At 51.1% G+C, this 25,894-nt stretch carries 27 protein-coding genes; 10 read left to right on the top strand and 17 right to left on the bottom strand.

The window, feature by feature from the left end:
• Positions 1-28: 28 nt before the first annotated feature.
• From GWC94_RS03470 to GWC94_RS03450, 5 genes are all read left to right on the top strand, one after another.
• Positions 29-793, top strand: a complete 765-nt coding sequence (locus GWC94_RS03470) for a CDP-alcohol phosphatidyltransferase family protein (protein ID WP_161833634.1) — start codon at positions 29-31, stop codon at positions 791-793.
• Entirely contained in the window at positions 790-1,038 is a 249-nt protein-coding gene (purS, locus tag GWC94_RS03465) for a phosphoribosylformylglycinamidine synthase subunit PurS (RefSeq protein ID WP_161833633.1), read from the top strand. The genes GWC94_RS03470 and purS overlap by 4 nt, the downstream gene beginning before the upstream one ends.
• 98 nt (positions 1,039-1,136) lie before the next feature.
• Positions 1,137-1,802, top strand: coding sequence for a 16S rRNA (cytidine(1402)-2'-O)-methyltransferase (gene rsmI, locus GWC94_RS03460; protein ID WP_161833632.1), 666 nt, complete (start codon positions 1,137-1,139; stop codon positions 1,800-1,802).
• Positions 1,803-1,846: 44 nt separating this feature from the next.
• A complete protein-coding gene (locus GWC94_RS03455; RefSeq protein WP_161833631.1) occupies positions 1,847-2,302 on the top strand; it encodes a hypothetical protein in 456 nt (151 codons plus the stop codon).
• A gap of 203 nt (positions 2,303-2,505) precedes the next feature.
• Positions 2,506-4,386 (top strand): M1 family metallopeptidase, encoded by a 1,881-nt coding sequence (locus GWC94_RS03450; RefSeq protein ID WP_161833630.1) that lies wholly within the window; start codon positions 2,506-2,508, stop codon positions 4,384-4,386.
• A gap of 99 nt (positions 4,387-4,485) precedes the next feature.
• Here GWC94_RS03450 and rsmG read toward each other — a convergent pair whose 3' ends face one another.
• Both rsmG and GWC94_RS03440 read right to left on the bottom strand, forming a co-directional pair.
• Positions 4,486-5,130 carry a 16S rRNA (guanine(527)-N(7))-methyltransferase RsmG gene (rsmG, locus tag GWC94_RS03445; protein WP_161833629.1) on the bottom strand — a complete coding sequence of 215 codons (645 nt, stop codon included), beginning with the start codon at positions 5,128-5,130 and terminating at the stop codon, positions 4,486-4,488.
• Complete coding sequence (locus GWC94_RS03440; RefSeq protein WP_161833628.1) at positions 5,100-6,224, bottom strand: glycosyltransferase; 1,125 nt, start codon at positions 6,222-6,224, stop codon at positions 5,100-5,102. The genes rsmG and GWC94_RS03440 overlap by 31 nt, the downstream gene beginning before the upstream one ends.
• A 33-nt stretch (positions 6,225-6,257) precedes the next feature.
• On the opposite strand from GWC94_RS03440, the gene tgt reads away from it, so the two are divergent.
• From tgt to GWC94_RS03420, 4 genes are all read left to right on the top strand, one after another.
• A complete protein-coding gene (tgt, locus tag GWC94_RS03435) occupies positions 6,258-7,397 on the top strand; it encodes a tRNA guanosine(34) transglycosylase Tgt (protein WP_161833627.1) in 1,140 nt (379 codons plus the stop codon).
• A 100-nt stretch (positions 7,398-7,497) separates the two neighbouring features.
• Entirely contained in the window at positions 7,498-8,589 is a 1,092-nt protein-coding gene (locus tag GWC94_RS03430; protein ID WP_161833626.1) for an LptF/LptG family permease, read from the top strand.
• Between the two features lie 131 nt (positions 8,590-8,720).
• The gene (locus GWC94_RS03425) at positions 8,721-10,043 is read left to right on the top strand and encodes a citrate (Si)-synthase, eukaryotic (protein ID WP_161833625.1); all 1,323 of its coding nucleotides are present in this window, start codon (positions 8,721-8,723) and stop codon (positions 10,041-10,043) included.
• A gap of 209 nt (positions 10,044-10,252) precedes the next feature.
• Positions 10,253-10,750, top strand: coding sequence for a DUF1801 domain-containing protein (locus tag GWC94_RS03420; RefSeq protein WP_202628633.1), 498 nt, complete (start codon positions 10,253-10,255; stop codon positions 10,748-10,750).
• Positions 10,751-10,925: 175 nt separating this feature from the next.
• Here GWC94_RS03420 and GWC94_RS03415 read toward each other — a convergent pair whose 3' ends face one another.
• The 9 genes from GWC94_RS03415 to GWC94_RS03375 form a co-directional block, all read right to left on the bottom strand.
• Positions 10,926-11,624 carry a sulfite exporter TauE/SafE family protein gene (locus GWC94_RS03415; RefSeq protein WP_161833624.1) on the bottom strand — a complete coding sequence of 233 codons (699 nt, stop codon included), beginning with the start codon at positions 11,622-11,624 and terminating at the stop codon, positions 10,926-10,928.
• 1 nt (position 11,625) lies between these two features.
• Positions 11,626-12,057: a FixH family protein gene (locus GWC94_RS03410; RefSeq protein WP_161833623.1), complete on the bottom strand. Its 432-nt coding sequence runs from the start codon at positions 12,055-12,057 to the stop codon at positions 11,626-11,628.
• Positions 12,058-12,075: 18 nt separating this feature from the next.
• Positions 12,076-13,473, bottom strand: a complete 1,398-nt coding sequence (gene ccoG / locus GWC94_RS03405; RefSeq protein WP_161833622.1) for a cytochrome c oxidase accessory protein CcoG — start codon at positions 13,471-13,473, stop codon at positions 12,076-12,078.
• Position 13,474: 1 nt separating this feature from the next.
• Positions 13,475-14,656, bottom strand: a complete 1,182-nt coding sequence (locus GWC94_RS03400; protein ID WP_161833621.1) for a cbb3-type cytochrome c oxidase N-terminal domain-containing protein — start codon at positions 14,654-14,656, stop codon at positions 13,475-13,477.
• A gap of 21 nt (positions 14,657-14,677) precedes the next feature.
• Positions 14,678-14,839, bottom strand: a complete 162-nt coding sequence (locus GWC94_RS03395) for a CcoQ/FixQ family Cbb3-type cytochrome c oxidase assembly chaperone (RefSeq protein ID WP_161833620.1) — start codon at positions 14,837-14,839, stop codon at positions 14,678-14,680.
• Positions 14,840-14,857: 18 nt separating this feature from the next.
• On the bottom strand, positions 14,858-16,993 hold the full coding sequence (gene ccoN, locus GWC94_RS03390; RefSeq protein WP_161833619.1) for a cytochrome-c oxidase, cbb3-type subunit I: 2,136 nt from the start codon (positions 16,991-16,993) through the stop codon (positions 14,858-14,860).
• 19 nt (positions 16,994-17,012) lie between these two features.
• On the bottom strand, positions 17,013-17,177 hold the full coding sequence (gene ccoS / locus GWC94_RS03385; protein ID WP_161833618.1) for a cbb3-type cytochrome oxidase assembly protein CcoS: 165 nt from the start codon (positions 17,175-17,177) through the stop codon (positions 17,013-17,015).
• Positions 17,178-17,258: 81 nt separating this feature from the next.
• Positions 17,259-19,667, bottom strand: coding sequence for a heavy metal translocating P-type ATPase (locus tag GWC94_RS03380; protein WP_161833617.1), 2,409 nt, complete (start codon positions 19,665-19,667; stop codon positions 17,259-17,261).
• Positions 19,668-19,676: 9 nt separating this feature from the next.
• Positions 19,677-20,072, bottom strand: coding sequence for a hypothetical protein (locus GWC94_RS03375; protein WP_161833616.1), 396 nt, complete (start codon positions 20,070-20,072; stop codon positions 19,677-19,679).
• A 287-nt stretch (positions 20,073-20,359) separates the two neighbouring features.
• On the opposite strand from GWC94_RS03375, the gene GWC94_RS03370 reads away from it, so the two are divergent.
• Positions 20,360-20,836, top strand: a complete 477-nt coding sequence (locus GWC94_RS03370; protein WP_161833615.1) for a pyridoxamine 5'-phosphate oxidase family protein — start codon at positions 20,360-20,362, stop codon at positions 20,834-20,836.
• 117 nt (positions 20,837-20,953) lie between these two features.
• Here GWC94_RS03370 and GWC94_RS03365 read toward each other — a convergent pair whose 3' ends face one another.
• The 6 genes from GWC94_RS03365 to GWC94_RS03340 form a co-directional block, all read right to left on the bottom strand.
• A complete protein-coding gene (locus GWC94_RS03365; protein WP_161833614.1) occupies positions 20,954-22,003 on the bottom strand; it encodes a response regulator in 1,050 nt (349 codons plus the stop codon).
• Complete coding sequence (locus GWC94_RS03360; protein WP_161833613.1) at positions 21,981-23,240, bottom strand: PAS domain-containing sensor histidine kinase; 1,260 nt, start codon at positions 23,238-23,240, stop codon at positions 21,981-21,983. The genes GWC94_RS03365 and GWC94_RS03360 overlap by 23 nt, the downstream gene beginning before the upstream one ends.
• 82 nt (positions 23,241-23,322) lie before the next feature.
• Positions 23,323-23,523 (bottom strand): YgaP family membrane protein, encoded by a 201-nt coding sequence (locus tag GWC94_RS03355; RefSeq protein ID WP_161833612.1) that lies wholly within the window; start codon positions 23,521-23,523, stop codon positions 23,323-23,325.
• A gap of 216 nt (positions 23,524-23,739) precedes the next feature.
• On the bottom strand, positions 23,740-24,123 hold the full coding sequence (locus GWC94_RS03350; protein ID WP_161833611.1) for a hypothetical protein: 384 nt from the start codon (positions 24,121-24,123) through the stop codon (positions 23,740-23,742).
• Between the two features lie 9 nt (positions 24,124-24,132).
• Positions 24,133-25,029 (bottom strand): transporter, encoded by an 897-nt coding sequence (locus GWC94_RS03345; RefSeq protein ID WP_161833610.1) that lies wholly within the window; start codon positions 25,027-25,029, stop codon positions 24,133-24,135.
• Positions 25,030-25,046: 17 nt separating this feature from the next.
• Complete coding sequence (locus GWC94_RS03340) at positions 25,047-25,433, bottom strand: hypothetical protein (protein ID WP_161833609.1); 387 nt, start codon at positions 25,431-25,433, stop codon at positions 25,047-25,049.
• Between the last annotated feature and the right edge of the window lie 461 nt (positions 25,434-25,894).

The raw sequence follows: 25,894 nt of genomic DNA, 5'->3' as shown, positions 1-25,894 counted from the left end.
TATTTGACAACCTGTAGCAGTAACTGATATGAAACAGATCCCCAACCTGTTTACCCTTTTGAATTTGTTTTTTGGTTGTATCGCCATTGTTTGCATTATGCAGCCGGGTCTGAGTTTTACCCTCGATGCAAACGGCGAGAACCTGGTATCGCTTCCCGAAAGGGTTACCTGGGCCAGCCTGTTCATCGCACTGGCCGCGCTGATCGATTTTCTCGACGGGTTTATGGCGCGTCTGCTGAAAGTGCCGTCCGAACTCGGCAAGCAGCTCGATTCACTGGCGGATGGGGTGAGTTTTGGTGTGGCGCCGGGACTGATCGTATACCAGTTTCTCAGGCTCAGCTTTGCAAAGGAGGCTGGCGGTCTGGATACCAGCATACTCTGGCTGCTGCCCGCATTTATCCTGCCCTGTGCCGGCGCCTACCGCCTGGCCAGGTTCAATATCGATCCGGCGCAGGGGTATAGTTTTAAGGGTGTACCCATTCCCGCAGCAGGACTGTTTATTGCTTCGCTGCCGCTGGTGTACTGGTATACCAGCCACGCTTTTATCATCGATATACTGCTGAACAAATGGTTCTGGTATGCGCTGATCGCGGTGATCAGTTACCTGATGGTATCCACCCTGCCGATGCTGGCGCTGAAATTCTCCCAGCTCACGCTGAAAAAAGCCACGCCCTTCCTGATACTGGCACTGGTAACCCTGCTCGGGGCACTCAGTTTTGGCTGGCTGGCAGTTTCCATCTCCTTTATTGCCTATGTAATTTTATCTTTGTCGCTTAAACAGACCGAATCATGACCTATAATGTTCAGATCAAAGTAATGCCGTTAAAAGACTTGCTGGATCCCCAGGGTAAAGCCGTGCTGGGCGGGCTCCGGAATCTTGGCCTTGGCGCAGTATCCGATGTACGTGTCGGAAAACACATCACACTGCAGGTAGAAGCCGAAAGCGAAACCCAGGCCAAGCAACTGGCGGAAGATGCCAGCAAAAAACTGCTCGCCAACCCGGTGATGGAATTTTATGAGATTGAAATGATCAATTAGGTCGGTAAGTTATCGTCTGTGGTTTGTGGTCTGTGCTTGTTGGTGGTTGTTTAACCAAACCACAGATTACAGACCACAGGCCACAGATCCTCAACCCTATGTTATACCTCGTTCCCACACCACTCGGCAACCTCAAGGACATCACGCTTCGCTCGCTCGAGGTGTTGCAGCAGGTAGACCTGATTCTTTGCGAGGATACCCGGACCTCTTCAAAGCTGCTTACGCATTATCATATCCAGAAGCCGCTGTCGCCCTATCACCAGCACAACGAACATAAGATCGTAGCGCATATCGTAGACCAGCTGCGTGCGGGTAAAACCATGGCGCTGATCACCGATGCAGGCACACCGGGCATATCGGATCCCGCCTTTCTGCTGGTAAGGGAATGCGCCAGGCAGGAGATCAGGGTGGAATGTCTTCCCGGCGCCACTGCTTTTGTACCCGCACTGGTAAACAGCGGCCTGCCCGCCACCCGGTTTGTATTCGAAGGGTTTTTGCCCCTGAAAAAAGGCAGGCAGACACTGCTTAAACAACTGGCCGATGAGGAACGCACCATGATCTTTTACGAAAGCCCGATGCGGCTTGTCAAAACACTGGAACAGTTTATCGAATACTTCGGGCCTGAGCGGCAATGCTGCGTAAGCAGGGAACTCACCAAGCTGTTCGAAGAAAACAAACGCGGCTCCCTGCAGGAAGTGTGTAATCATTTCAACAATAAAACCGTAAAAGGAGAGATTGTTATCGTGGTGGCAGGTAAGGATTGAACTGGCATAGCACTTGATTTACCAATAGGGTAAACCGGTGCGGTATGAAACAGTTTTACTTATGGATGTTCGCGTTAGTATTTCCGTTTGCCATACTATCCGGCCAGTCCAGGGTACATGTTCCCCAGGTTGTTACCAGTTCCTTCTCCCTGAAATACCCCACCATAGATAAAGTTAAAGTCAGCTGGCTTCAGGACGGGGACGGCTCTTACGCTGCCCGTTTTTACCAGCGCGGAGAACCCTGTACCGTACGTTACAGCGCAGGGGGCCGATGGCTCGACGGTGTGCGAAAAATGACTTTTGGCGATCTGCGGAACAATGTACGCGATGCCTTCAGCCAGGGGCCGTTTGCCAGTTGGCAGGCGTTTGAGGTAAACGAGATCCTGCTGCCCGATAAAGAGCCCCGGTATCGTATCCTGATCCGTCATGCAGAAACCCAGACGGAGAAATACCTGTTGTATGATTCGAAGGGTAAATTGCTGCGCGGGAAGGGGATCTAAGAACACCGGCATGCAACGAAAAACAGAAACCCCATCTGTGCCAATCTGTGTAATCTGTGGCAACAGTCTCCCGTCAGAATAGTTGGTTAAAACAGTCCCCAAACCGGAAAAGCGGCAGTACGCCCCGGTTTTATCGGCGAATTGCGCAATGCCGGATTCCAAAATCCCGTTACATTTACCATTCTTAAAAATGGTAAGTATACATGAGAAAACATTTCCTCCCATTCGTATGGCTGTCTTTTGCTATGGGTTCCTTCACAGCGCTTTCGGCGCAGCCCGACCGCTGGCAGCAAAGGATCAAATATGTGATCAATGTGAATATGGATGTGACCGCCAACCGTTTCAGCGGCACCGAAAAAATCGAGTACACCAATAACTCACCCGATACACTTGGCAGGGTGTTCTTTCACCTGTACTGGAACGCCTTTCAGCCCAACAGCAGCATGGATGTACGCAGCCGCGAACTGGGCAAGACACGTATTGCGGAGCCCCGCGGGCAGAGTGATGGTCTTGACTGGGATGCAAGGGTAAAAGACCGCATCAGCAAACTCAGTCCCGATGAGATCGGCTACCAGCGTGTAAAAAGCATCCGTATCAATGGTGCGGAGCAAACACTGAAAGAACACGAAACCATCCTGGAAGTGGTACTGGCCAAACCCCTCCTGCCAAAATCAAAAGTAGCTATGGATGTTGTCTTTGAAGCGCAGGTGCCGGTGCAGATACGCCGCAGCGGGCGTGATAATGCGGAGGGTGTGCGTTACAGCATGAGCCAGTGGTATCCCAAAATGGTGGAGTATGATTACCAGGGATGGAATGCCAATCCCTATATCGCCCGTGAATTTTACGGTGTATGGGGAGATTATGATGTGAACATTACCATTGACAAAAATTATTTTGTGGTGGCCGGCGGCGACCTGGTCAATGCCAACGAGATCGGCAGGGGATACCAGGCAGCAGGCTCGGCTCCGAAGAACAGCACCGGTGCCACCAGTACCTGGAAATGGCAGGCATACAATGTGCACGATTTTATGTGGGCCGCAGACCCGCACTACAAAATGCTGACACGCATACCGCAGGGTGGAGGTCCCTTGCTGCGCATTGTGTATAAAGACAAGCCGGGCGATGCAGAGAACGACAGACGCTGGAACAGCGTGGCCGATACCGCCGCACTTGCCTATCCGGTTATCGCCAGAACATTCGGCGCATATCCCTATAAAACCTATTCTTTTATACAGGGCGGCGACGGCGGCATGGAATACCCCATGGGCACGCTGATCAAAAGTGCCAGTGTTGGCACGGCGCTGCACGAATGGATGCATACCTGGTACCAGATGCTCATGGGCAGCAATGAATCGCTGTATCCCTGGATGGACGAAGGTTTTACCGACTATGGCTCTACCCGTGTAATGGCCACGCTGCGTGATACAAAAGGTTTCTGGTTCAACGGGTCCTACCGCGGTTATATTAATCTGGCCAAAAGCGGGCTCGAAGAACCTGCAAGCACGCATTCCGATCACTACAATACCAACTATGCTTATGGCAATGCGGCCTACAGCAAGGGTTCGGTGTTCATGGTGCAACTGGGTTATATCGTGGGCGACAGCATCCGCGACAGGATACTGCTTTCCTATTACAACCAGTGGCGTTTCAAACATCCCAACCCGAACGATTTTATCCGTGTGGCCGAAAAAGAAAGCGGGATGGAGCTCGACTGGTACAAGGAATACTGGATCAACAGCACCAAAACGATCGATTACGCGGTGGGAGATATCAATACCATCGATGGCAAACCCAATATCACCATCAGACGCATAGGTAAAATGCCGATGCCGGTTGATGTGCTGGTAACCTATAAAGACGGATCGCAGGAAATGCATTATCTGCCGCTTAACCTGATGTATGGCGCCAAACCTGCGGAGGACCGTATACCGCGTACCGTACATCCCGAATGGAAATGGACGCATCCCGACTATTCCTTCCCGATCACAAAAAGCATACAGGATATCAAATCCATCGAAATAGATCCCAGCCAGCGGCTGGCCGATCTGAACAGGGGAAACAATAAACTGGTGATCCCGGATTAGTAAGAGGTAAAACAAAAACGGGGCACTGACTTAAAAGCGAATGGCGAATGGAAGTTGTTTTTCATTCGCCATTCGCTTTTTTTGACTGGTTGCTTCGACCTATTTTGCTACATGCAGCACATATTTTTCTTCAAAATAGGGTTCGGCGAATATTTTGTCTACGGGCATCATTTTGGGACGAAGACCGCTTTCGAATATTTCCTGGGCCAGGTCGCCGCCTTTCAGGCAGATAAGTCCGTTGGGCGGTGTATGCGTATGGTCTTTTTTCAGCAGCGGTGATGCCCATTTCCACAGTTCTTTCAGTGGGGCAACGGCCCTTGAAATGGCGTAGTCGAATTTTTTGTTTTTGATGTCTTCCGCACGGGTATGCTGCGTGGTGATGTTTTTGATATTTGCGCCCTCGCAGACAGCATCCACCACTTTCAGTTTTTTGGCGATGCTGTCTGCCAGGTGAAAACGTACACCGGGAAAAAAAATGGCCAGCGGAACACCCGGAAAGCCGCCGCCGCAGCCGATATCGATCACCTGCATGCCCGGCTGAAACCGGGCAACCGCGGCTATACTGAGCGAATGGAGTACATGGTGCAGGTAAATACTGTCAATATCCTTTCTCGAGATCACGTTGATCTTTGTATTCCATTCCGTGTACAGTTCTTCCAGCGCTGCAAACTGCTGCAGCTGTGTGTCTGTAAAATCATCGAAATATTTGCGGATCAGTTCCAGCTTTTGCGGGGTGCTTTCCATATGGCGGGTAGTGTAACGATATAGTAAAAAAATGTCCAGATATCCAGTAGCCAGAACCAGGGCCACAGATCGGCTTCGTTCAGTTTGCGCATGCTGCGGTAAAATACAACCCCCTGCAATACCATCCGCAGGCCAAATACCGCCAGCGGCAGCCACCAGTTAAAGAGCACGATCGATGCCGCCAGCAGCGGGTATACCAGGAACAAAGAAAGCGAGTACAGTCCCAGCAGGAATTTGTGCAGCGGTTTATAGTATTTGCTGGTGGTATAGTGCCGGTATTTCTGCCGCATCCAGTCGCTCCATCTTTTCTTTGGATCGCTCAGCGTATGGGTATCGGGGTCTATGACCACCGCCGTATTGTGTTGGGTGGCCACCTGGTTAATAAACAGGTCATCGTCGCCGCTGGGGATATGGTTGATGGATGAAAATCCTTTGTTGCGGATAAAAACATCTTTCTTGTAGCTCAGGTTTCTCCCCACGCCCATATATGGTATACCGGCCAGCGCATACGAAAGATACTGCAGCGCCGTATGAAAGGTTTCGAAGCGTATCAGTTTATTCAGTAACCCGCGTTTTTTATGGTAGGCGCCATATCCCAATACGATTTCGGTATGTTCGTCGTAGGCGTTCTGCATCTTCTGCATCCAGAATTCCGAGGCAGGCACGCAGTCTGCATCCGTCAGCAATACGATCTCGTATTTGGCGCTCCGGATACCCATGGACAGGGGGAATTTCTTACCGCTGATCATCTTGGCCTCCTGGGTAAGCTGTATATGGTTGATGTTCTTGAAGGATTTCTGGAATTCCTCGATCACGTATTTGCCTTCATCGGTGGAGTTATCGTTCACCAGTACGATCTCGTGCGTGGTTTTGTAATCCTGTACCAGCACGCCGGGCAGGTTACGGCTGAGGTTTTCGGCCTCGTCCCTGGCGCAGATCACCACGGAAACAGGGTGTTCGTTTTGTAAAACGCGCTCTTTTTCCGTATAAAAAGCCAGTCTGCAGAAAAAATAGAGGTAATAAAAAAGCTGTATGAGAATGATGGCGCAGAACGAATAGAAAACGGTAAGCGGTACGATGGGTGGTATGGTCATGCGGCAAAAATAATGATTCCCTACTTTTGCCGGATGGCTGCATTGACATTCCGGTTAGAAGCGAACGCAACAGGCTCCAAGGCAAGGGCGGGCACGATAGGCACCGACCATGGGGAGATACAGACACCTATTTTTATGCCCGTGGGTACCGTGGGCAGCGTAAAAGCGGTTACGCAGCAGCAGCTGAAACAGGATGTACAGGCGCAGGTCATTTTGGGCAATACCTACCACCTGTACCTTCGCCCGGGAACCGAAGTGCTGGAGGCGGCGGGCGGTCTGCATGCATTCAATGGCTGGGACAGGCCCATCCTGACAGACAGCGGGGGATACCAGGTATTTTCGCTTGCCGCCAACAGAAAGATAAAGGAAGAAGGCGTGATGTTCCAGTCGCATATAGACGGAAGCCGCCACCTCTTCACCCCCGAATCGGTTATGGATATCCAAAGAAGCATCGGCGCCGATATCATCATGGCTTTCGATGAATGCCCGCCTTACCCGAGCGATTACACATATGCCAAAACCAGTATGGAGCTTACGCACCGCTGGCTGGACCGCTGTTTCAAAAGACTCAGTGAAACACCCGACAGATACGGATATACGCAGAACCTGTTTCCCATTGTACAGGGAAGCACCTATGCCGACCTGCGCAAGGCCTCGTGTGAATACATTGCATCCGCTAATGCCACCGGTAATGCCATCGGCGGACTGAGCGTGGGCGAGCCCGAAGACATGATGTATGCCTTTACGGAAAGCTGCTGCGATATACTGCCGGCAGATAAACCGCGGTACCTGATGGGCGTGGGCACACCCTGGAACCTGCTGGAGTGCATCCATCTTGGCGTGGATATGTTTGACTGCGTAATGCCCACGCGTAACGGCCGTAACGGTATGCTGTTTACCACCGAAGGCGTGGTTAATATCCGCAACAAAAAATGGGCAAGCGATTTCTCCCCGATAGATCCCGGTCTGCCCAATGAAATGAGCCGGTACTATTCCAAAGCCTACCTGCGTCACCTCTTCGTTGCCGACGAGCTACTGGCCCTGCAGCTGGCGAGCATCCAGAACCTCAGCTTTTATCTCTGGCTGGTCAAAGAAGCACGCAGGCATATCCTTGAAGGGGACTATGCTTCCTGGAGCAGGGAAATGATCCTGCAGGTAAAGCGCAGGCTGTAAAACGACAAAATCAGATGGAGAGGGGTTGGTGGCACAATCGGCAATCGGCAATTGACAATAACACAATCCAGTTCCCCTTCCCGTATCTTTACCATGCGGTATGAAAAAACTCGACTGGTACATACTCAGGAAATTCCTGACCACTTTTTTCTTTTCGATCTTCCTGTTTGCGGTGATCGCGATTGTGGTGGATATAAGCGAGAAAACAGACGATTTTGTGCGCAGCGGACTGGGCGTAAGAAAGATCATCACCGATTATTATTTCGGGTTCATTCCCCATATCATTGCGCTGCTGCTGCCGTTGTTCGTGTTTATATCGGTGATCTTTTTTACTTCCAAAATGGCGGGCCGCAGCGAGATCATAGCCATACTGGCCAGCGGGGTTTCTTACCAGCGCTGGTTAAGGCCTTACTGGATAGGCGGGGTGATACTTGCTTCGATACTGTTCGTGGCCAATATGTACGTGGTTCCGAAAGCCAATAACGTGCGGGGTAATTTTGAAGCCCGGTATATCGATGCCAACTCATCGTATACAAGACTGCTCAGCACCAGCAGTAATATCTACCTGCGCATCGACTCTTTTACCTATGCCGGCATTTACTCGTACGATACCCTGACCAAACGCGGCGGGCCGGTATTCCTGTATCGGGTGAACGGCGAAAAACTGGTGGAAAATACCAGGGCGGCCGTGATCCTCTACGATACCGCCATCAAAAAATGGAAATTCGAATCCGTGATCAGCAGGGTAACCGCGCCCCTCGGCGAAACCGTGGTGTCGGAACCCACCAGGGTAATGAACTTTAATTTTACACCCTATGATCTCAGTCGCGATAAATACACCAAGGACAAACTGACCAGTCCCGAACTGGCGCGTTTTATCAGCCTGGAAGAACTGCGCGGATCGGAGGGGCTGAACGACCTGAAAGTGGAAATGTACCGAAGACAGGCGGTTTGCGTAACAGTGTTGCTGCTTACCGTGATCGGTGCGGTGGTGGCAGGACGGAAAGTAAGGGGCGGAAGCGGAGTGCATCTGGCGCTTGGTTTTGTAACGGCCGCCCTGTTTATCATCGCCGACAGGTTCTCAACCATATTCTCCACAAAAGGCGATCTGCCGCCTGTTATTGCCGCCTGGATACCCAACCTGATCTTTGTTTTCGTGTTTTGGTACCTCTATCGCAAGGCGCCCAAATGATTTATCCGTTATTTCGATGGTTATACCCTAATTGTTTTGCTCCACAAGGCAACTTCCGTTACCTTTAGCCCTCTTAAAAATACCCCTGGCGCTTGTTTACTACGGAGGGGAATATCATAAAAAGAACAGACATGGGCTCTCTCAAGGAAAGGTTTACATCAAAGGCGGAAGCAGCAGGTGTTGAGATCAGGAATCTGCTGAAAGAACATGGCTCCAAAAAAATCGGCGAAGTAACACTGTCACAGGCCTACCAGGGCATGCGGGGCATTACCGGCCTGGTTACCGAAACAAGTCTGCTCGATGCGCAGGAAGGTATCCGCTTTCGCGGCTATTCCATTCCCGAACTGCAGGAAAAACTGCCCAAGGCGCCCGGCGGTGGCGAACCCTTGCCCGAAGGTCTTTTCTTCCTGATGCTGCTTAACGAACTGCCGGCCGATGAAGATGTAAATTCCATCACCAGCATATGGCAGCGCCGCAGTCATGTGCCCAACCATGTGTTCGCTACCATCGATGCACTGCCCATCAGCGCGCATCCCATGACGATGTTTGTGACCGGCGTAATGGCATTGCAGACCGAGAGCAATTTTGCCAAAGCCTATTCGGCAGGCATCAATAAAAAAGATTACTGGGATCCGATCTTCGACGATACGATGGACCTGATCGGCCGCCTGCCGCGTATTGCCGCCTATATCTACCGCCGTAAATACCGGAACAACGAACATATCCAGCCCGACGGCCTGCTTGACTGGGCCGGTAACCTGGCGCATATGATGGGCTTCCAGGACGAGAGCTTTAAAGAACTGATGCGTTTATACATGACCATACATGCCGACCACGAAGGCGGTAATGTATCTGCACATACCACGCACCTGGTGGGCTCCGCACTGAGCGATCCCTACCTGAGCTATGCCGCGGGTATGAACGGACTTGCAGGTCCCTTGCATGGTCTGGCCAACCAGGAAGTGGTGAAATGGATCTTCGAAATGCAGGAGCAACTGGGTACCGATGATCCCGACAAAACGCAGATCGCCGATTATGTTCAGAAAACACTGGCATCGGGCAAAGTGGTTCCGGGTTACGGTCACGCGGTGTTGCGTAAAACAGATCCCCGTTTCACAGCCCAGATGGAGTTTGGCAAAAAACACATGCCCGATGACAAACTGGTGAATACCGTATGGAAAATCTATGAAACCGTACCGCCCATTCTCCAGTCGCTCGGAAAAGTAAAAAACCCCTGGCCGAATGTAGACGCGCACAGCGGTGCCCTGTTGGTACATTACGGGTTGATTGAATACGAATTCTACACCGTTCTCTTCGCGGTAAGCCGTGCACTGGGCGTACTGGCCAGTCTTTGCTGGGACCGCGCGCTCGGATTCCCCATCGAACGTCCTAAATCCGTTACCACCGATTCTGTAAAGCTCTGGCTGGAAGGGAAGGGAGAGATATGGGAGTAGAAGAGGGAACAAGGAACAGAGGAACAATTGAACAGGGAACAATAGAACAATAGAGGGAGTAAGAGGGGGAGAAGGTCTTAAATGGTTGAATAAGAGAAAGAGGGGTGCCGAATTTGGTTCGGTGTTCCTCTTTTTTTTTGTGGGGAGGGCGTTGGGGATATTGGGGGTGTTGGGATCGTTTGGTAAATTGGGAGTCGTAAACCCTGCTTATGGCTAAAGCTGCTGCAAAGAAAACGGCTGTCAAGAAAGCCGCTGCAAAAAAAGCGGTGCCGGAAAAGACCGCGAAGAAGAAAGCGCTCTCTATAAAATACGAGGACAAATCCAAAGGACAATCACCGGAACTGGTAACGATCTGGAACAAGATCAAAGCGTTGATGCTGCCGTATGAAAAAGGAGTGATGCGTTCCCTTGGTGATAAACCCGGACAATTCACACTCATTAACCACAAACCCTTTGTGTTCGACGGAAGGAAACGCGATGAGCTGTGGTTTGCATCCATACTCATACAAAAAGGATATGTAGGATTTTATTTTATGCCGGTGTATTCCAACACAGAGCTAAAGGCCATGTTCAAACCGGAGTTATTGAAATGCCTCAAAGGCAAAGCCTGCTTCCATATCAAAAAAGACGATCCGCTTATCTACCAGCAGATCAAAGAATCGCTGAAGCTGGGGTATGATGCGTATAAGAAACGAGGATGGGTTTGAAATATTGGATTAGGGGATTATGGATTCGCGGATTGGCAGATGATCGGTGGGTGCCGGAGATTTTGCGCTGCCGGCTGTCCGTATCTACAGGGTTTAAATTGTATTTTTTATCGATAACGAACCACATCACAAAATGCGCCAATCCGCAATTCGCTAATCCGTAATTCGCGAATTATCACGGATGACAGGAAATGGGCGCGCCGGTCAGCGGTCTCAGGAGTGGACTGAGGTAGGGGATGTCGAGGTTAAGTCCTCTCAGGATCAGCAGCACGCCAAGAAAAGCGGTGATCAGCGGCGATATTTTGCGGATACGGTTTCTTGCCGAAGGCCGCAGGTACATGGCTGTCAGGGATACCATCGTCATCAGCGGCAGGGTACCCAGGCCAAAAAACAACATGGTGCCCGAGGCGGCAAGCATACTGTCCGAAGTGAGTGCCGCGGCAATGGCCATATACACCATACCGCAGGGAAGTAGCCCGTTGCCCATACCCGTAAGCCATATACCGCGCAGCGTGGGATGCTGCATATGCTGCACCATAAACCCCTGCACCTTGCGATACAGAAAAGAACGGTTGCCGATATGCCGTTTACGCGCATAAAAGAAAAGGGTGGCCAGCAAACCGATACCCACTGCAATGGAAAACCACTGCTGGTATCCCGCCAGCGAAACCTGCTGCCCGATCAAACCCGCGATCAGTCCCAGCGCGGTATAACTGGCGATGCGGCCGGTATGATACAGCGCAATTGCATAGATCTTTTTGGCAGGAGGGAATGCCTGCACCGGCAGCGCCAGCGCCAGCGGTCCGCACATGCCCACACAGTGAAGACTGCTGGCAAGTCCAAGACTCAATCCTGTTAAAAGATAGGGTATCATATCAGGGAATGGTCAGGAATTTGGTGTAATAGTAGGGCTTGCTGCCAATGGTAAATTGCAGTCGCAGTTCGTAAGTATCCGCGGCGAATCCGCTTGTATTGACCACCGCGTTTCCCTCGGCAAAAACCAGTTTTATCTTTTTGTCTTTCGATGCATCGGTTTTGCAGTAAAACCAGGCGTTGGCAGAGTCTGCGGTGGCGCGTAAGTTTTCAGGCACGGATACGGTCAGGGTATTGTCCTGTTGCTGCAGTAACAGTGCGCCTGCTTCCGTGGCATTGTTACTGCCGTCTATCTTCTCCTGGTAGCGCAGTTCTTCGGAGTAATAATCCTTGCTCACCAGTTCGTATTTGGTATGTGTTGCCTTGTACACCAGCGTGCCTATCATGGCGGTGAATCCGATAAACACAAGTGTAAGTCTGTATCCCCAGTTCATATTCCGGTTTTTTGGTGATCAGCCCACGGGGCCTAAGAAATTGGTTTTAATGGTGGCGATCTTTTTATTGCGGTCGTACAGCCCGAGCTCGATCGCCGTCTTTCTCGTTTTGATGCTGCTTTTTGGTAATACCACGAAGAAAGTGCCGCTGCCCTGGCCTTCTTTGGCAACAGGTATATAGTCTTTGCCAATAATCCTTACATCGCCAGCTGTGTTTTCCATCCGTATGGACAAAGGCACATCTTTCACGGTTTTGTTAACCACTTTTATGTTATACAGGTTAGATACACTGTCTGTTCCTCTTTCCTGGAAAAGAATACCGGGGGTACGCATGATGGTGGCATCGATGTCTTTCCGCGTCATCAGCAATACAGACAATATACCCAGCATCAGCACACAGAGACCGGTGTACAGTTTCATCCGCGTGGTGTAATGCAGTTTTTCTCCTTTGGCAATGCCGTTTTCAGAGGCATACCTGATCAGTTTTGTGGGTTTGTTGATCTTGATCATTACATCGTCGCAGGCGTCTATACAGGCGGTACAGCCTACGCATTCCATCTGAACGCCGTTACGGATATCGATACCGGTGGGACAGACCCGAACGCACTGGAAACAATCGATGCAGTCGCCAAACCCGGCGGTGGCCTGTTTTGAATGACCGCGGGGTTCGCCGCGGGTATAGTCGTAGGCAACAACCATCGAGTTCTTATCCAGCAGCACACTTTGCAGCCTGCCGTAAGGACAAGCCACGGTGCAGGCCTGCTCGCGGAAGAAGGCATATACCGAATAGAATACGGCACTGAAGATGATGATGGATGAAAAACCGATCAGGTGCCCGCTCAGCGGTTCCGTGATGATCTTTTCGAGCTGGCGTATACCGATGACATACGCCAGAAAGAAATTGGCAATGATAAACGCAAGCAGGAAGAACAGTACATGTTTGGTGGTAACCAGTACTATTTTCTTGGTTGTCCATGGCTGCTGTTTCAGCATCTTCTGTTTGTTGGCGCTGCCCAGTACCAGGAATTCAACTCTCCGGAACAGCATCTCCATAAAGATGGTCTGCGGGCATACCCACCCGCAAAACAGACGGCCGAACGCAGCGGTGAACAATACGATGAAGAAGATAAAGGTGACCATCGCCAGCCCGAAAATGAAAAAATCCTGCGGCCAGAACACTTTACCAAACAGCGTAAATTTTGCTTCCGGTATGTTGAACAGAAACAGGGGCCGGCCATTCACTTCAACAAAGGGCAACCCGAAAAACAGCAGAAAGTAGGCATAACTCACATAGGTCCTGATGCGGTACAGTTTTCCTTTGGGCTGTACCGCGTATACCCATTTCCGCTTTCCGCTCTCGTCGAGTGTTGCAAGACTGTCGCGAAAACTCTCCTTCGACTGGTTTCCCGTTGCCATATCAGTGATTTGTCTGTCCGCTTTTCTGTGTTGAATCAGCTGCCGCCGCTGCGGTTTCTTTAAAAATTTCTCCCTGTGGTTCTTTCGGAGTTGCCACTTTGGTGCCATGTATGGATTTGATAAAGCTTGCCAGCTGTGCGATCTGCACCGGCGAAAAATCGTCTTTCCATGCTTTCATGCCTTTTTCCTGTACGCCGTATTTGATGGTTTTGAAAACATCTTTCAACGATCCTCCGTGCAGCCAGTAGTCATCGGTGAGATTGGGGCCCACCACACCGCCGCCATCGGCGCCATGACAGGGTGCGCAGCTGCCGGCAAAAATGGTTTTTCCCGAAGCAATGGCAGCGGCGTCCAGCATCTGCACTGTATTCTCATCCACTTTGCTGGCGGCTTTTGAAAGAGAAACTTCTTTCTCTTCCTCCGCCTGGGCAACCGATGCAGTATACTCCTGCAAACTGGAGGGCGCGCTGTGCGATATCTCGAAACGCCAGAGGTACACAACAGCAAAAATGATGGTGCAGTAAAACCCGTACAGCCACCATGGCGGCAGACGGTTATCGAGCTCGCGGATACTGTCGTAATCGTGGCCCAGATCGATCTCCGCTTCTTCTTTGATGGAGCGGAAACTGTTGGCCCTCGCCCACCATTTTTTCAGACCGCGTTCCTTGGGTGTTGCGGTGACCAATGCTTCTTCAGTGGCGACTGCGGGCGTTGCTTCCCTGGACAACAATCTTTTCAGAAAAAAGCCGATGGCAAGGATCACGATCAGTTCCAGGAAAATGACCGACATCAGCATGATGAAAGTGGATTCGGAAAGACCCGAAACAGACCGGCTCTTAGGCGCCGCTGCTGTTGCCGCTGCCGCCGCTTCCTGCGCAAAACTGCCGATACTGCCTAAGCAAAACAAAAGGACCAGTGTTGTTTTACCGGCAATGTTCTGCAGGGCGGTGCGCGATTCTTTTTCGCGTTTGGCATAAAACTGGGCGGTGCCTATAAGCACATTGGCCATCAGTATAATAACGATCAGCAATGCAACGATCACCACCAGCAATACCACCGCCATCGGATTATCGAGTGTGGATTTTTTGGGCGGCCCTTCCGCAAGCAGTGCAAAAGGCAACGCAAGAAAACAAATGGTGAGCGCAACCGCTCTTTCTATTATGGATGACAAACGCCTTTTCATGTTGGGTGGTTTTGGGATATACTAGTTGTCGAGCGGAATATGGTTGAGCTTTTCAATGAGCTTCTTGTCGGCTTTCCAGGCCCACAAAGCCATCACCACAAAAAAGCCAAAGAATATTATGAACGAAGTCAGTCCGAAGATGTCTACGCCGCTTATTTTTTCGAGATAATTGATGAATTTCATGCTTTTATTTTGAAGGTTTTATGGTTTTGCGTCTGCCGTCGTTTTTTTATCTGCCTTGATATCGGTGCCCACCCGCTGCAGGTAGGCGATCAGTGCAATGACCTGTACATCGGCCGGTGTGCTGATCTTGTCTTTTTTCAGGTTTTCTTTGATCGCATTTGCCTGTTTCATCAGGTCTGCATTGGCCCGTTGGTCATATCCGGCGGGATAGGGAACGCCCAGTGTTTGCATGGCCCTTATCTTGGCGGGCGTGCTGCCGGTATCCAGTTTTTTATCCAGCATCCACTGGTAAGAAGGCATGATCGAACCGGGGCTCATCAGTCTTGGATCCATCATATGGTTGTAATGCCAGCTATCGGGGTATTTGCCTCCGATCCGCGCCAGATCGGGTCCGGTGCGTTTACTGCCCCACTGGAAGGGGTGATCGTAAACGAACTCGCCCGCCTTGCTGTACTCACCATACCGTGCCACTTCATCGCGGAAAGGACGCACCATCTGCGAGTGACAGGTATAACAGCCCTCGGCCACATAGATATCCCTGCCCTGCAGCTCAAGCGGTGTATAGGGTTTTACCGCCGCGATTGTGGGCACATTGCTTTTGATCAGGAAGGTGGGGATCAGTTCAAGTACACCGCCGATGGCTACCGCTACCAGGCTGAACACCAGCAGCTGCATCGGTCTTTTCTCGATCCACCTGTGCCAGTATTGTTTGCCGTGTATTTCCGGCTTGGCCGATAAGGGCGCTGCTTCGGCCGCTTCGTTGGCTACCAGGCTTCCGCTCTTCACGGTTTTGAATAAATTATATACCATCAGGAAAACGCCTATCAGGTATAGTCCGCCACCGAGACTGCGTGTAATGTACAGCGGTACGATATGGGTAACGGTTTCCAGGAACTGGAATTTCAACGTGCCATCTGGTGTAAAGGTCTTCCACATCATGGCCTGGCTGAAACCTGCCCAGTACATCGGCACGGCATACAATACAATGCCCAGCGTGCCTATCCAGAAATGCGTGCCCGCCAGTTTCTTGGAATACAGTGTGGTGTTGAATATTTTCGGGATCACCCAGTACAGAACGGCGAATGTCATAAAGCCATTCCAGCCCAGGGCGCCCACATGCACATGTGCGATCGTCCAGTCTGTGAAATGCGAGATGGCGTTTACATTTTTCAGGCTCAGCATCGGTCCTTCAAAAGTGGCCATACCGTAGGCGGTGATCGCCACTACCATGAATTTCAGCACAGGATCTTCGCGTACCCTGTCCCATGCACCCCGCAACGTGAACAAACCATTCAGCATACCACCCCAGCTGGGTGCAATCAGCATTACGCTGAACACCACCCCAAGGCTTTGCGCCCAGTCGGGAAGCGCCGTATACAGCAGATGGTGTGGTCCGGCCCAGATATAAATAAAGATCAGCGCCCAGAAGTGTATGATGGAAAGACGGTAGCTGTAAACAGGTCTGTTGGCCGCCTTCGGCAGAAAATAATACATGACGCCGAGATACGGTGTGGTAAGAAAGAAGGCTACTGCGTTGTGACCGTACCACCATTGCACCAATGCATCCTGTACGCCTGCATACCAGCTGTAGCTTTTCATAAAGCTGACAGGTATCTCGAAGGAGTTGACGATATGCAGCATGGCCACCGTAACCCAGGTGGCGATATAGAACCAGATGGCTACATACAGATGGCTTTCGCGCCGCTTCAGTATGGTGCCGAACATATTGATGCCGAACAATACCCACACGATGGTGATGGCAACATCCACCGGCCATTCCAGTTCTGCATATTCCTTACCCGTTGTATAACCGGCAAGCAGGGTAATGGCTCCCACTACGATAATGGTCTGCCATCCCCAGAAATGCAGTTTGCTCAGCATATTGCTGAACATCCTTGCTTTACAGAGACGCTGCAGTGAATAATACACGCCCATAAAAATGCCATTGCCCACAAAAGCAAAAACCACGGCATTGGTATGAACCGGTCTTACACGGCCGAACGTGGTTACGGGATGGTTGAAATTGGCGCCGGGCAGATAGATCTGTATCGCGGCAAGCAAACCGGCCAGCATGCCAACGGCACCCCAGAAGATCGTTGCGTAGGCAAACCACTTAACTACCCTGTTGTCATAATAGAATTTTTCAAGTTGCATAGTGTAGGTATCAGTGTGATCAATGATTGGAAACCTCGTTTTCCTTGTTATCGTCAAACAGTATCCTCAGCGATGCCCCGGTATGGTCATCGTACTGGCCTTTGCGTATGTTCCAGATAAATGCACCGAGAAAAAAAAGCGCGATACTGAGACTGGCGAAAATGAGAACTATGATGACGCTCATAGGGGTTTGATTGATACGGCAAAAGTATTTTTGCCGCTGCTGTGCAGGGCTGACAGCACTCAAGCCAAAAACTGATTGTCATCAGTTTTTGGTGTTGCGAACCAGTTTCCATTTTGCCGCTATCAGGTTGCTTGTGCCGAAGCTGATCAGCAGTATGCTCAGGCTGCTTGCCGGCATCAGTATCGCGGCAATCATCGGAGAAAGCGCGCCCTGAACGGCAAAGAACAGTCCAACGATATTGTAGAGTATCGATACCACAAAGGCTATCAGCACCACCTTGCGGTTGGCATGGCAGAGCCGGATAAACCGATTCATCAGCGGCAACTGCTCGGCCTGTATAATACCGTCGCTGGCGGGCGTAAAATTATTATGGCTATCAGATACCGCAATGCCGGCATCGGCCTGCTGCAGTGCCCCCGCATCGTTCAATCCGTCGCCTACCATCATCACTTTTTTGCCTTGCTGCTGCAGGGCCCTGATATAATTCATTTTCTGTTCGGGACCCTGGTTAAACAGCATCTCGGTTTCCTGGCCGAGCATTTTCTGCAGGTAAGGCCGCTCGGCAGCATTATCGCCGCTGAGAATGGTGATGCCGTATTTTCCTTTCAGTGTTTGCAGCAGGTCGGGTATATGATCGCGGTACCGGTTCTTGAGATGGAATACACCCCATAACTGCCCTTCGATAGAGAGAAAGACAGCGGATTTCGCGGGATCGCTGACAGGTTCCGCATGCACAAAGCCGGCGGAGCCTAAACTGACAAGATCGTTTCCCACAAAACCTTCGATGCCTTTGCCGGGGATCTCTTTGTATGCCTGCACCGCCATACGGCCTTCACCGCCGATCCAGGCCGCGATGGAGCGGCTTACCGGGTGAATAGACTGGCTGGCAAGCGAGGCAACACGGTACCTGACAGAAGGGATCAGGGGCTTGCCCTCGTATTCGATATCGGGCTGGCGGCTGATGGTAAGCGTTCCCGTTTTATCGAAAACAATATGGTCTGTCTGTGCAATGTCTTCAATAACCTGTGCATTCTTGAGGTAAAAACCGTTGTTGCCAAGAATGCGCAGAATATTGCCGTTGGTGAAGGTGTTGCTGAGCAGCAGCGCGCAGGGGCAGGCTACGATCAGGATGGCGGTAAGCACATTCCATATCCTTGCTGCGTCATGCACCGACCAGTAGGTTACCGCCAGGGCGGCTATGAAAAAAAGGATCAGCGTAAAATAACGGCTGAGCAGGTTCACGAAAGACCGCTGCATGTTTTTTTCCGCGGAGCGGTGGTTGTTCCACAAACGGGTAAGATAGCTCTGGTTCACTTCCTTGATCACGAGCAGTTCGATATTAGCCTCCAGCTGTTTGCCGCCTGCATATACGATCTCGCCCATTTCTTTTACAACAGGCACACTTTCGCCGGTTACAAAACTGTAGTCGATCACCGCGCGTCCCTTGGTAAGGATGCCGTCTGCAGGTATCAGTTCCTGGCTGTGCAGCAGCAGTGTATCGTTCAATCGTATATCCGGAAGGGTGATGATCTGCTCGGTATGATCGGCTATCCGTGTAACGGCTACGGGAAAATAAGAGGTATAGTCGCGCTCAAAATCCAGCTGTTCATAGGTTCTTTGCTGAAGAATACGGCCTATCAGCATAAAGAAGATAATACCCGTCATCGAATCAAAATAACCGCCGCCGGTGCCTGTTGCCATCTCGTAAACACTCCGGCCAACGGTAACCAGCGTGGCCAGTACAATCGGTGCATCGATATTTAGCACGCCGTGTTTCAGGCTTTTCCAGGCGCTGATATAGAATTCAGAGGCGCTGAACAGCAGTACCGGCAGGCTCAATGCAAAGTTGAGGTGCCTGAAAACACCCACCAGGTTTTGTTCATTGGCATCGATACCCAGGTATTCGGGAAAACTGAACAGCATGATATTGGCAAAACAAAACCCCGCCACACCCAGCTTGAAAACCTTGGACCGGTCAAAAAAACGCTTGCGTTTGGAGAGTTGCTGCAGGCTGATATAGGGTTCATAACCGATACTGGTCAGCAGTTCCGCAACGCCCCGCAGCGAAACCTGGTCGTGTGTGAACACCACCGACACTTCTTTTCTCGAGAAATTGACCCGGCTGCTCAGTATGTGCCCGTTAAGCCGGTGCAGGTTTTCCAGCAGCCACAGACAGCTGCTGCAATGGATCTGGGGAAGGTAAAAGGTGATATGCGTTTGCGTATTATCGCAGTAGCTGATCAGTGAATCGTGAATACCGGCTTCGTCGAGAAAACGGAATTTGTCGGGTCTCACTTTTATTTTCTGACTTGTTCCCGGTGTGTGCGTCAACGTATAGTAATCGCACATGCCGCTCTGGTTCAGTATCTCGTAAACAGCAATGCATCCCTGGCAGCAGAAATCTTTTTCGTGTACATGCAGGGGATGGTCACCGCAGTCCTGCCCACAGTGATAACAGCAGACAGCAGCGGGTGTTTTCGGTTCTTTCATGGCGGCTCGTTATCTGTCTGTGTCGATGGGTTTAACCGGAAGCGGCAGGCTCAGTGATTCGCCTTCCCGGTTCTGCTGTTCAAGCGTCCAGTCGTCTGTAAGCGATGTCTCGATCCATAGATTACCCGATTTGCGGAATACCTGCACGTACAGTCCTGCCTCCCTGGCAAACATTTCCTCGAGTTCCGCCACTTTCCAGTGACCCTCCACCGCTATCTCGGCAACGGTATGCCGCCTGTCGAATCCCAGTGCAATTTCTTCGGCCAGGCGCATATCTTTCTTATGCGAGACCTCGTAGGCATTATGCGGTTTCCGGAAGAACTCGATCCGCAGGTAGTGGAACATATCCGTGAAAGCCGCCTGCAGGTCCTTCAGTTTCGTACTCCGGTCTATTTTCAAAGTCATATCGTGCGCATTATAAAAATGGATGGGTAGACAAAATTGGCAGATGGCAGACAAACAGTAGCTGACCTTGGTCATATCTGTACCTGAATCAAATCAGTTCCGGCGGCCGTAACGCAATACCTAACGGAATTCATGCGCCTGGCTGATCCCCGTCAGTTATCCGCCGCCGGTTTGCTGCGAAGTTTGTATCGCCGAACGGGAGGGGTTTGGCCGGGAGCATTTTGAAACCGTTTCGGCAGAAATACTTCCCGCAGGGAATACCATTTGAATCACCTAAAACAGATGTTATGACAGGTTTGCTCGGTCCGCAACAGATAGAATCACTGCTCTCCGGGCAGCTTATCGGCCGTATCGCCTGCAGCGATAATAATGTGCCCTATATATCGCCGATCAGTTATGCATACGACGGAAAAGACCTCTATTTCCATACTTCGGAAGGCAAAAAAACGGAGATCATGCGGCGTAATCCCAGGGTATGTTTCCAGACAGATCATATGCACAGCATGGGAGAGTGGGAGAGTGTGATCGTATGGGGTAACTACGAAGAACTGACCGAACCAGCCGGGCGGGAAGCGGCGCTGAAATTACTGGTAGCGCGGACATTGCCGCTGATATCGAGTGTAACCACCCATCTTGGCAGGCACTGGCCTTTTATACAGGAAAACCTGAACGAGGAAATACCGGGCATCGTGTTCCGTATAAAAGTCACTGAAAAAACCGGCCGCTTCGAAAACAGCATGCACTCACCGTGTTTTGCCGTATAACGGGCAGCGGACTTATTGAAAGGTTGACAGGCGGAAGGGTAAAAGAGTTTAAGTGAATACCCATAGCTTACGCACCTCCTGCCAGCCTTTCAATAAGCCGGGCCTTCGGCAAATCCTTTATCCGATCAGGTTCACCAGCCTTTTTTCATCCAGTATCATAATACGGCTGCCTTTGATATCGATCATTTTTTCGGCTTTGAAATCGCTGAGCGTACGGATCAGCGATTCGGTGGCGGAGCCTACGATATGGGCAAGATGCTCTCTTGAGATCTCGATGACAGGCCCTGATTCCCTGAATTTTTCCGCCAGGTGCAGCAGACCGTTGGCCACTTTTTTGCGCAGCGAATTATACGCAAGGTTCACCAGCCGCTCTTCCTTGTCAGACACATTTTTGGCCAGCAGCCGTATAAACTGTTTGGCTACCTGCTGGTCGTGGTTGATCAGTTCCAGGAAATCTTTTTTGGGGATGATCATCAGTTCGGAATCTTCCAGGAACTCGGCTGCCTCGCGGTAGTTGATCTCCTCCAGCATGGCCGTGAACCCGAAAAAATCACCGGGTATGCAGATATCGGTTACAAATTCCTTGCTGTCTTCATTGCTTTTGCGCACCAGCACTTTTCCACTCACCACAAAATAAACGGCCACGGGTCTTTGTCCCTCTGTGTACAGCACCTGTTTCTTTTTGTAACTGTTCACTTCACGTTCTTCCGAGGTCAGTTGCACGTGACCGGATTGCTGTGCGCTGTCCAGGAACTCGGTTACGCCTTTTATATCCTGGCTGAACAGTTGTTTGATGGCAGCCGTTTTTTTCAGCCTCGATTCCACCGCGTTCAGCAGCTCCGTGCCATCAAAGGGTTTGGTGATATAATCGTCCGCCCCCATTCCCATGCCTTTCCTGAAATCGGTCTTCTCCGATTTGGCAGTGAGGAAAATAAAAGGAATGGCAGCTGTTTGCGGGTGTTTGTGCAGGGCATGCAACACACCGTAGCCATCCAGTTCGGGCATCATGATATCGCAGATGATCAGGTCGGGCAGTTCCTGTAAAGCCAGTGCAATGCCCTGTTTGCCGTTGGGCGCGGTTACCACCCGGTAGTTCGAAAGTTCGAGTATCTCGGCGGTGTTCTCTCTTACATCATCGTTGTCTTCAATCAGCAGGATCTTTTTCATGGTTGGATTGCGGTATTTGTATGATGAATTCGGTTCCCTGGTCAAGTGCGCTTCTGAGTTCGATCTGTCCATGCATCAGTTCGAGGTATTTGGCCACGATATGCAGACCCAGTCCCGTACCCTGTATATTGGCGGCATTTTTTGCCCGGAAAAACCGCTCGAAAAGATGTTGCTGGTCGTCTTCCGAAATACCGATGCCCTGGTCTTTCACGCTCAGCGTAAACAGCTGCCCGTCGCAGGCGGAATGCAGCTGTATCACTGTACCCTCGGGCGAGAACTTGATGGCATTGGAGCAGAGATTTACGATGATGTTCTTGAGCAGAGACAGATCGGTAAAGACCGCTGCAGCGCCATCATGCGTGAAGCGGATGCGCTGTCCTTTTTTGGTGAGCTGCATCATGGCATCCACCGCATTCTGCATTTCCAGCAGGTATTCGGCGTTTGGCACCAGCTGCATCCTGGGTTTTACGGATCCTTCTTCCAGTTTGCCGAGCGATAGAAAATCTTCCAGTATGCTTTTCATATCGTTTACCGCCTCCCTGATGCGGTTGATATGTTTCTCGCGTTTGGGTGCATCGTCTGCACTGTCGTATTTTGAGAGAAGAAATGCCGAAGACATGATGGTGCTCAGCGGCGTGCGGAACTCATGGCTGGCCATGGTCACAAAACCGGTTTTGAGATCGCCCAGTTCCTTTTCTTTTTCAAGGGCATCGGTGACTTCTTTTTTTGATTTTTCCAGCTCGGCCAGGGTCTCCCGAAGCATTTTGGTGCGGTTCTCCACTTTCTGTTCCAGGTCTATGTTAAGCTGGGTGATCTGTCGTGTGATCTGCTGCAGTTCTTCCCGGTGTTTGAGCACCACCAGTTCATTGTTCTTGCGCACGGTAATATCGATCACGAAAGCGATCACATACACTTCGTTTTTGTTATGGTAATGGCTGAGACTTACTTCCACCGGAAATTCGGTGCCGTCTTTTTTCTGGCCATGCAGGTCGCGGCCATGCCCCATCACTTTGTTTTCGGGGTGCGCATAAAAATGATTGCGGTCAGATACATGCGACCGCCGGTATTTGACCGGCAGCAGCACCTCTATTTTTTTCCCCAGCACTTCGTCTTTTGTATACCCGAACTGGGCTTCGGCCTGCGCATTGAAATTGATGATCTCGGCATCTTTGTTGCAAAGCACAATGCCAATCGTTGCGTGATCGAATAGCGCTTCAAACTGTTGCATATGCTCCATCCCGATCTTCTTTCCTGCTAAATTAGGTCTTCTGTATCCAAAATGGACCGGTAAAAATGGTTCCTTTTCAGCGTGCGTCGGGTTATTTTTTATTGGTGTGTATGCCGAAAAGGGAATACAGCGGACAAACGCCGGTAAAGGATGAAAGGATAAAAATACCGGCAAGGGCCAGCAGTACGATGGCCGTGGCGCCGTTAAGGACACCTGCAAAATACAGCACCACGATAACTGTTGCGGCCAGTATTCGGAGAAGTTTGTCGATAGCGCCCATGTTTGTTTTCATGATAGGTGATTTAGGTGGAGGAAGAAAAAGCTGACCGACAAACCTATCAAATCCAACCGCTGCGCTTACTGACGGGCATCAGCCGGTAACCTGACGCTGGTCAGTTTTACCCGGCTAACCCTGTGATGAATGGGAAGTGCCTGCCTAAAAAGTGAACGACAATTCCATGTGAAAGAAATTGTCGTTCGTTATGAAACCGGTGCTTGTTACAGCACTTTATTCGGTTGCAAAGCGCACCTGTTTGTGCAGGGTATGGCCTTCGTGATCCAGTTTCAACAGTATATGCGCCTCGTATCCGCCTTTGGGCTGCGGCTGCAGACGCCTGTCAATAATCAGGGTATCGTTGTGGTCGTGTACAGACAGGGAACAGATACGGGTGGTATCGTTTTGTCTGGTAAGGTACAGCTCGTACCCGTGTATCACCGCCGTAGCGGTGGCCAGGGCAACAATTTGTATACTGTCGCCTGTCTTCAGCAGCTGACCGGCGGTTGGCCGTGAAATGGTGAGCAGGGCAGAGGGGGCTGTTTCTATTCGGTCGCCCGCGTGTTTGGCACAGGATGCGGCAACCAGCATGATTGTGATAACATATAAAAATTTCATTGGGTAAGATTAAAGTGTGAAAAAAGCATGTGCATTAAATCTTGCTGCTTCGCGGATGATACCGCCGGCCAGTGACTGCGATACAGGCACCTGGCAGCTGATGCCAAAGGCGAGCCTGCGGGTGTTCAGATCCAGTCCCGCACCGGCCAGCGAAATATGGCCTCCCGAACCGGTTGTCAGCACATGGTTGCGGGCATCATCCATCCGGCGCTCGGTACTGCCCGTTGCATAGGGGATAAGCGTAAACAGCGAAAACGGAATTTTCCGGTACAAGGCAACCGAGGCGGAAGCCGCATCACCAAAGCGGAGCCCGCTTTTTTTATCCTGGGTATTGTAACGGTAATTACCCTGCAGCAACAGTATCCAGTTAGCCTGCGTAAGCCGATAGGTGCCGGCAACCAGGTAGTCGGTGCTGCCCGAACCTGTCTGCAGCTCAAGCGCGTCGGTTGAAGACACAAGTCCGGGTGTTGAACTGGCCGTATTCAGTTTCAGACCGGCGGTAATTGTTGCCAGATGGCCGGTGGCGCCTGTTTTTTTGTTCAGCAGGTTATACCCGATCAGCAGGCTGAGATCGCCCAGGCCGCTTTTGGTTTCGGCCCTGCTGTCAGAGGTATAGCGGTTAACGATATAGGGCAGAACGGCCTGCAGCCTGAACCGGCCGCCGAGCGAAACCTGCGCATTCAGCAGCAGGTTTTCTGAGCGCATACTGGCATGGGCAGCGTGGGGGGGTTGCAGACGATAGAACCGGTGGTAGTAGGCAACACCAACGAACCGCCGGGACGCATTGGGAAAAAGGTAGGGGTTATTGTTGCCGATGGCGCAGCCGCAGATATCGCAGGCCCGGGCGTTTATCGACATACATATCCCTGCAACAGCGCAAAGCGCAGTGCGGATAAGCATTTTCATAAATTGGTTTTACAGGGTTATATCAATGAATGGCGCGGTGAGATGCCCGGGCCGGGCGGATGGAAAAAATCGCGCGCAAAACCGCGGGTACTGGTGTTGATATAACCGGCAATATGCACTGGTTTGATCAGGCTTAGCGGGTTGACAGAAGCAAAATAGGACCTGGAAGAAAGAACCTGGTCGAAGCGGCTGAAAGAGGGTGCCTGCTGTTCTTTTTTTTCTGCGGCCTGCAGCCGCTTCATCATCTGGCAGCGTCCATGGCATTTGAGCAGGGGTTTGCTTTTGTTTTCGCAGTTTTTTTCAAAGACCGAAGCATAGTATTCTCCCACGATCACCGATTTGTTCAGCGACTGCCAGGCAAGCGCCACAAGCAGTAACAGCGTAACGGGGAGTTTCCAGTTCATAAGCGGTTGCAAAAATACGTGTGTTTTACGGATTCCCGCGGCTGTGCAGGAATGAACACAAACTTACCGCAGGTGCCTGTTTGCGCTCGTGACAGGCATCAGAAGCGATGCTGATATCGGTCAGGGGACCAGCCAAAGGCACTGCTACAGATTCCAAACGTTTTTTTGGGCTGATAGACTCGAACCTATACATTTGCAGTCCTTATCAACCGGCCCTATACCGTTGATCAGGCGCAATATTTGGGGGATTAGCTCAGTTGGCCAGAGCGTCCCGCGGTGGCGGGAAGGCCACTGGTTCGAGAAAGAAAAATTTGGGGGATTAGCTCAGTTGGCTAGAGCGTCCCGCGGTGGCGGGAAGGCCACTGGTTCGAGAAAGAAAAATTTGGGGGATTAGCTCAGTTGGCTAGAGCGTCCCGCGGTGGCGGGAAGGCCACTGGTTCGAGAAAGAAAAATTTGGGGGA

It is taken from the genome of Sediminibacterium soli, assembly GCF_009939225.1.
Taxonomy (GTDB): Bacteria; Bacteroidota; Bacteroidia; order Chitinophagales; family Chitinophagaceae; genus Sediminibacterium; species Sediminibacterium soli.
This window is presented reverse-complemented; position numbering and strand designations above follow the sequence as displayed.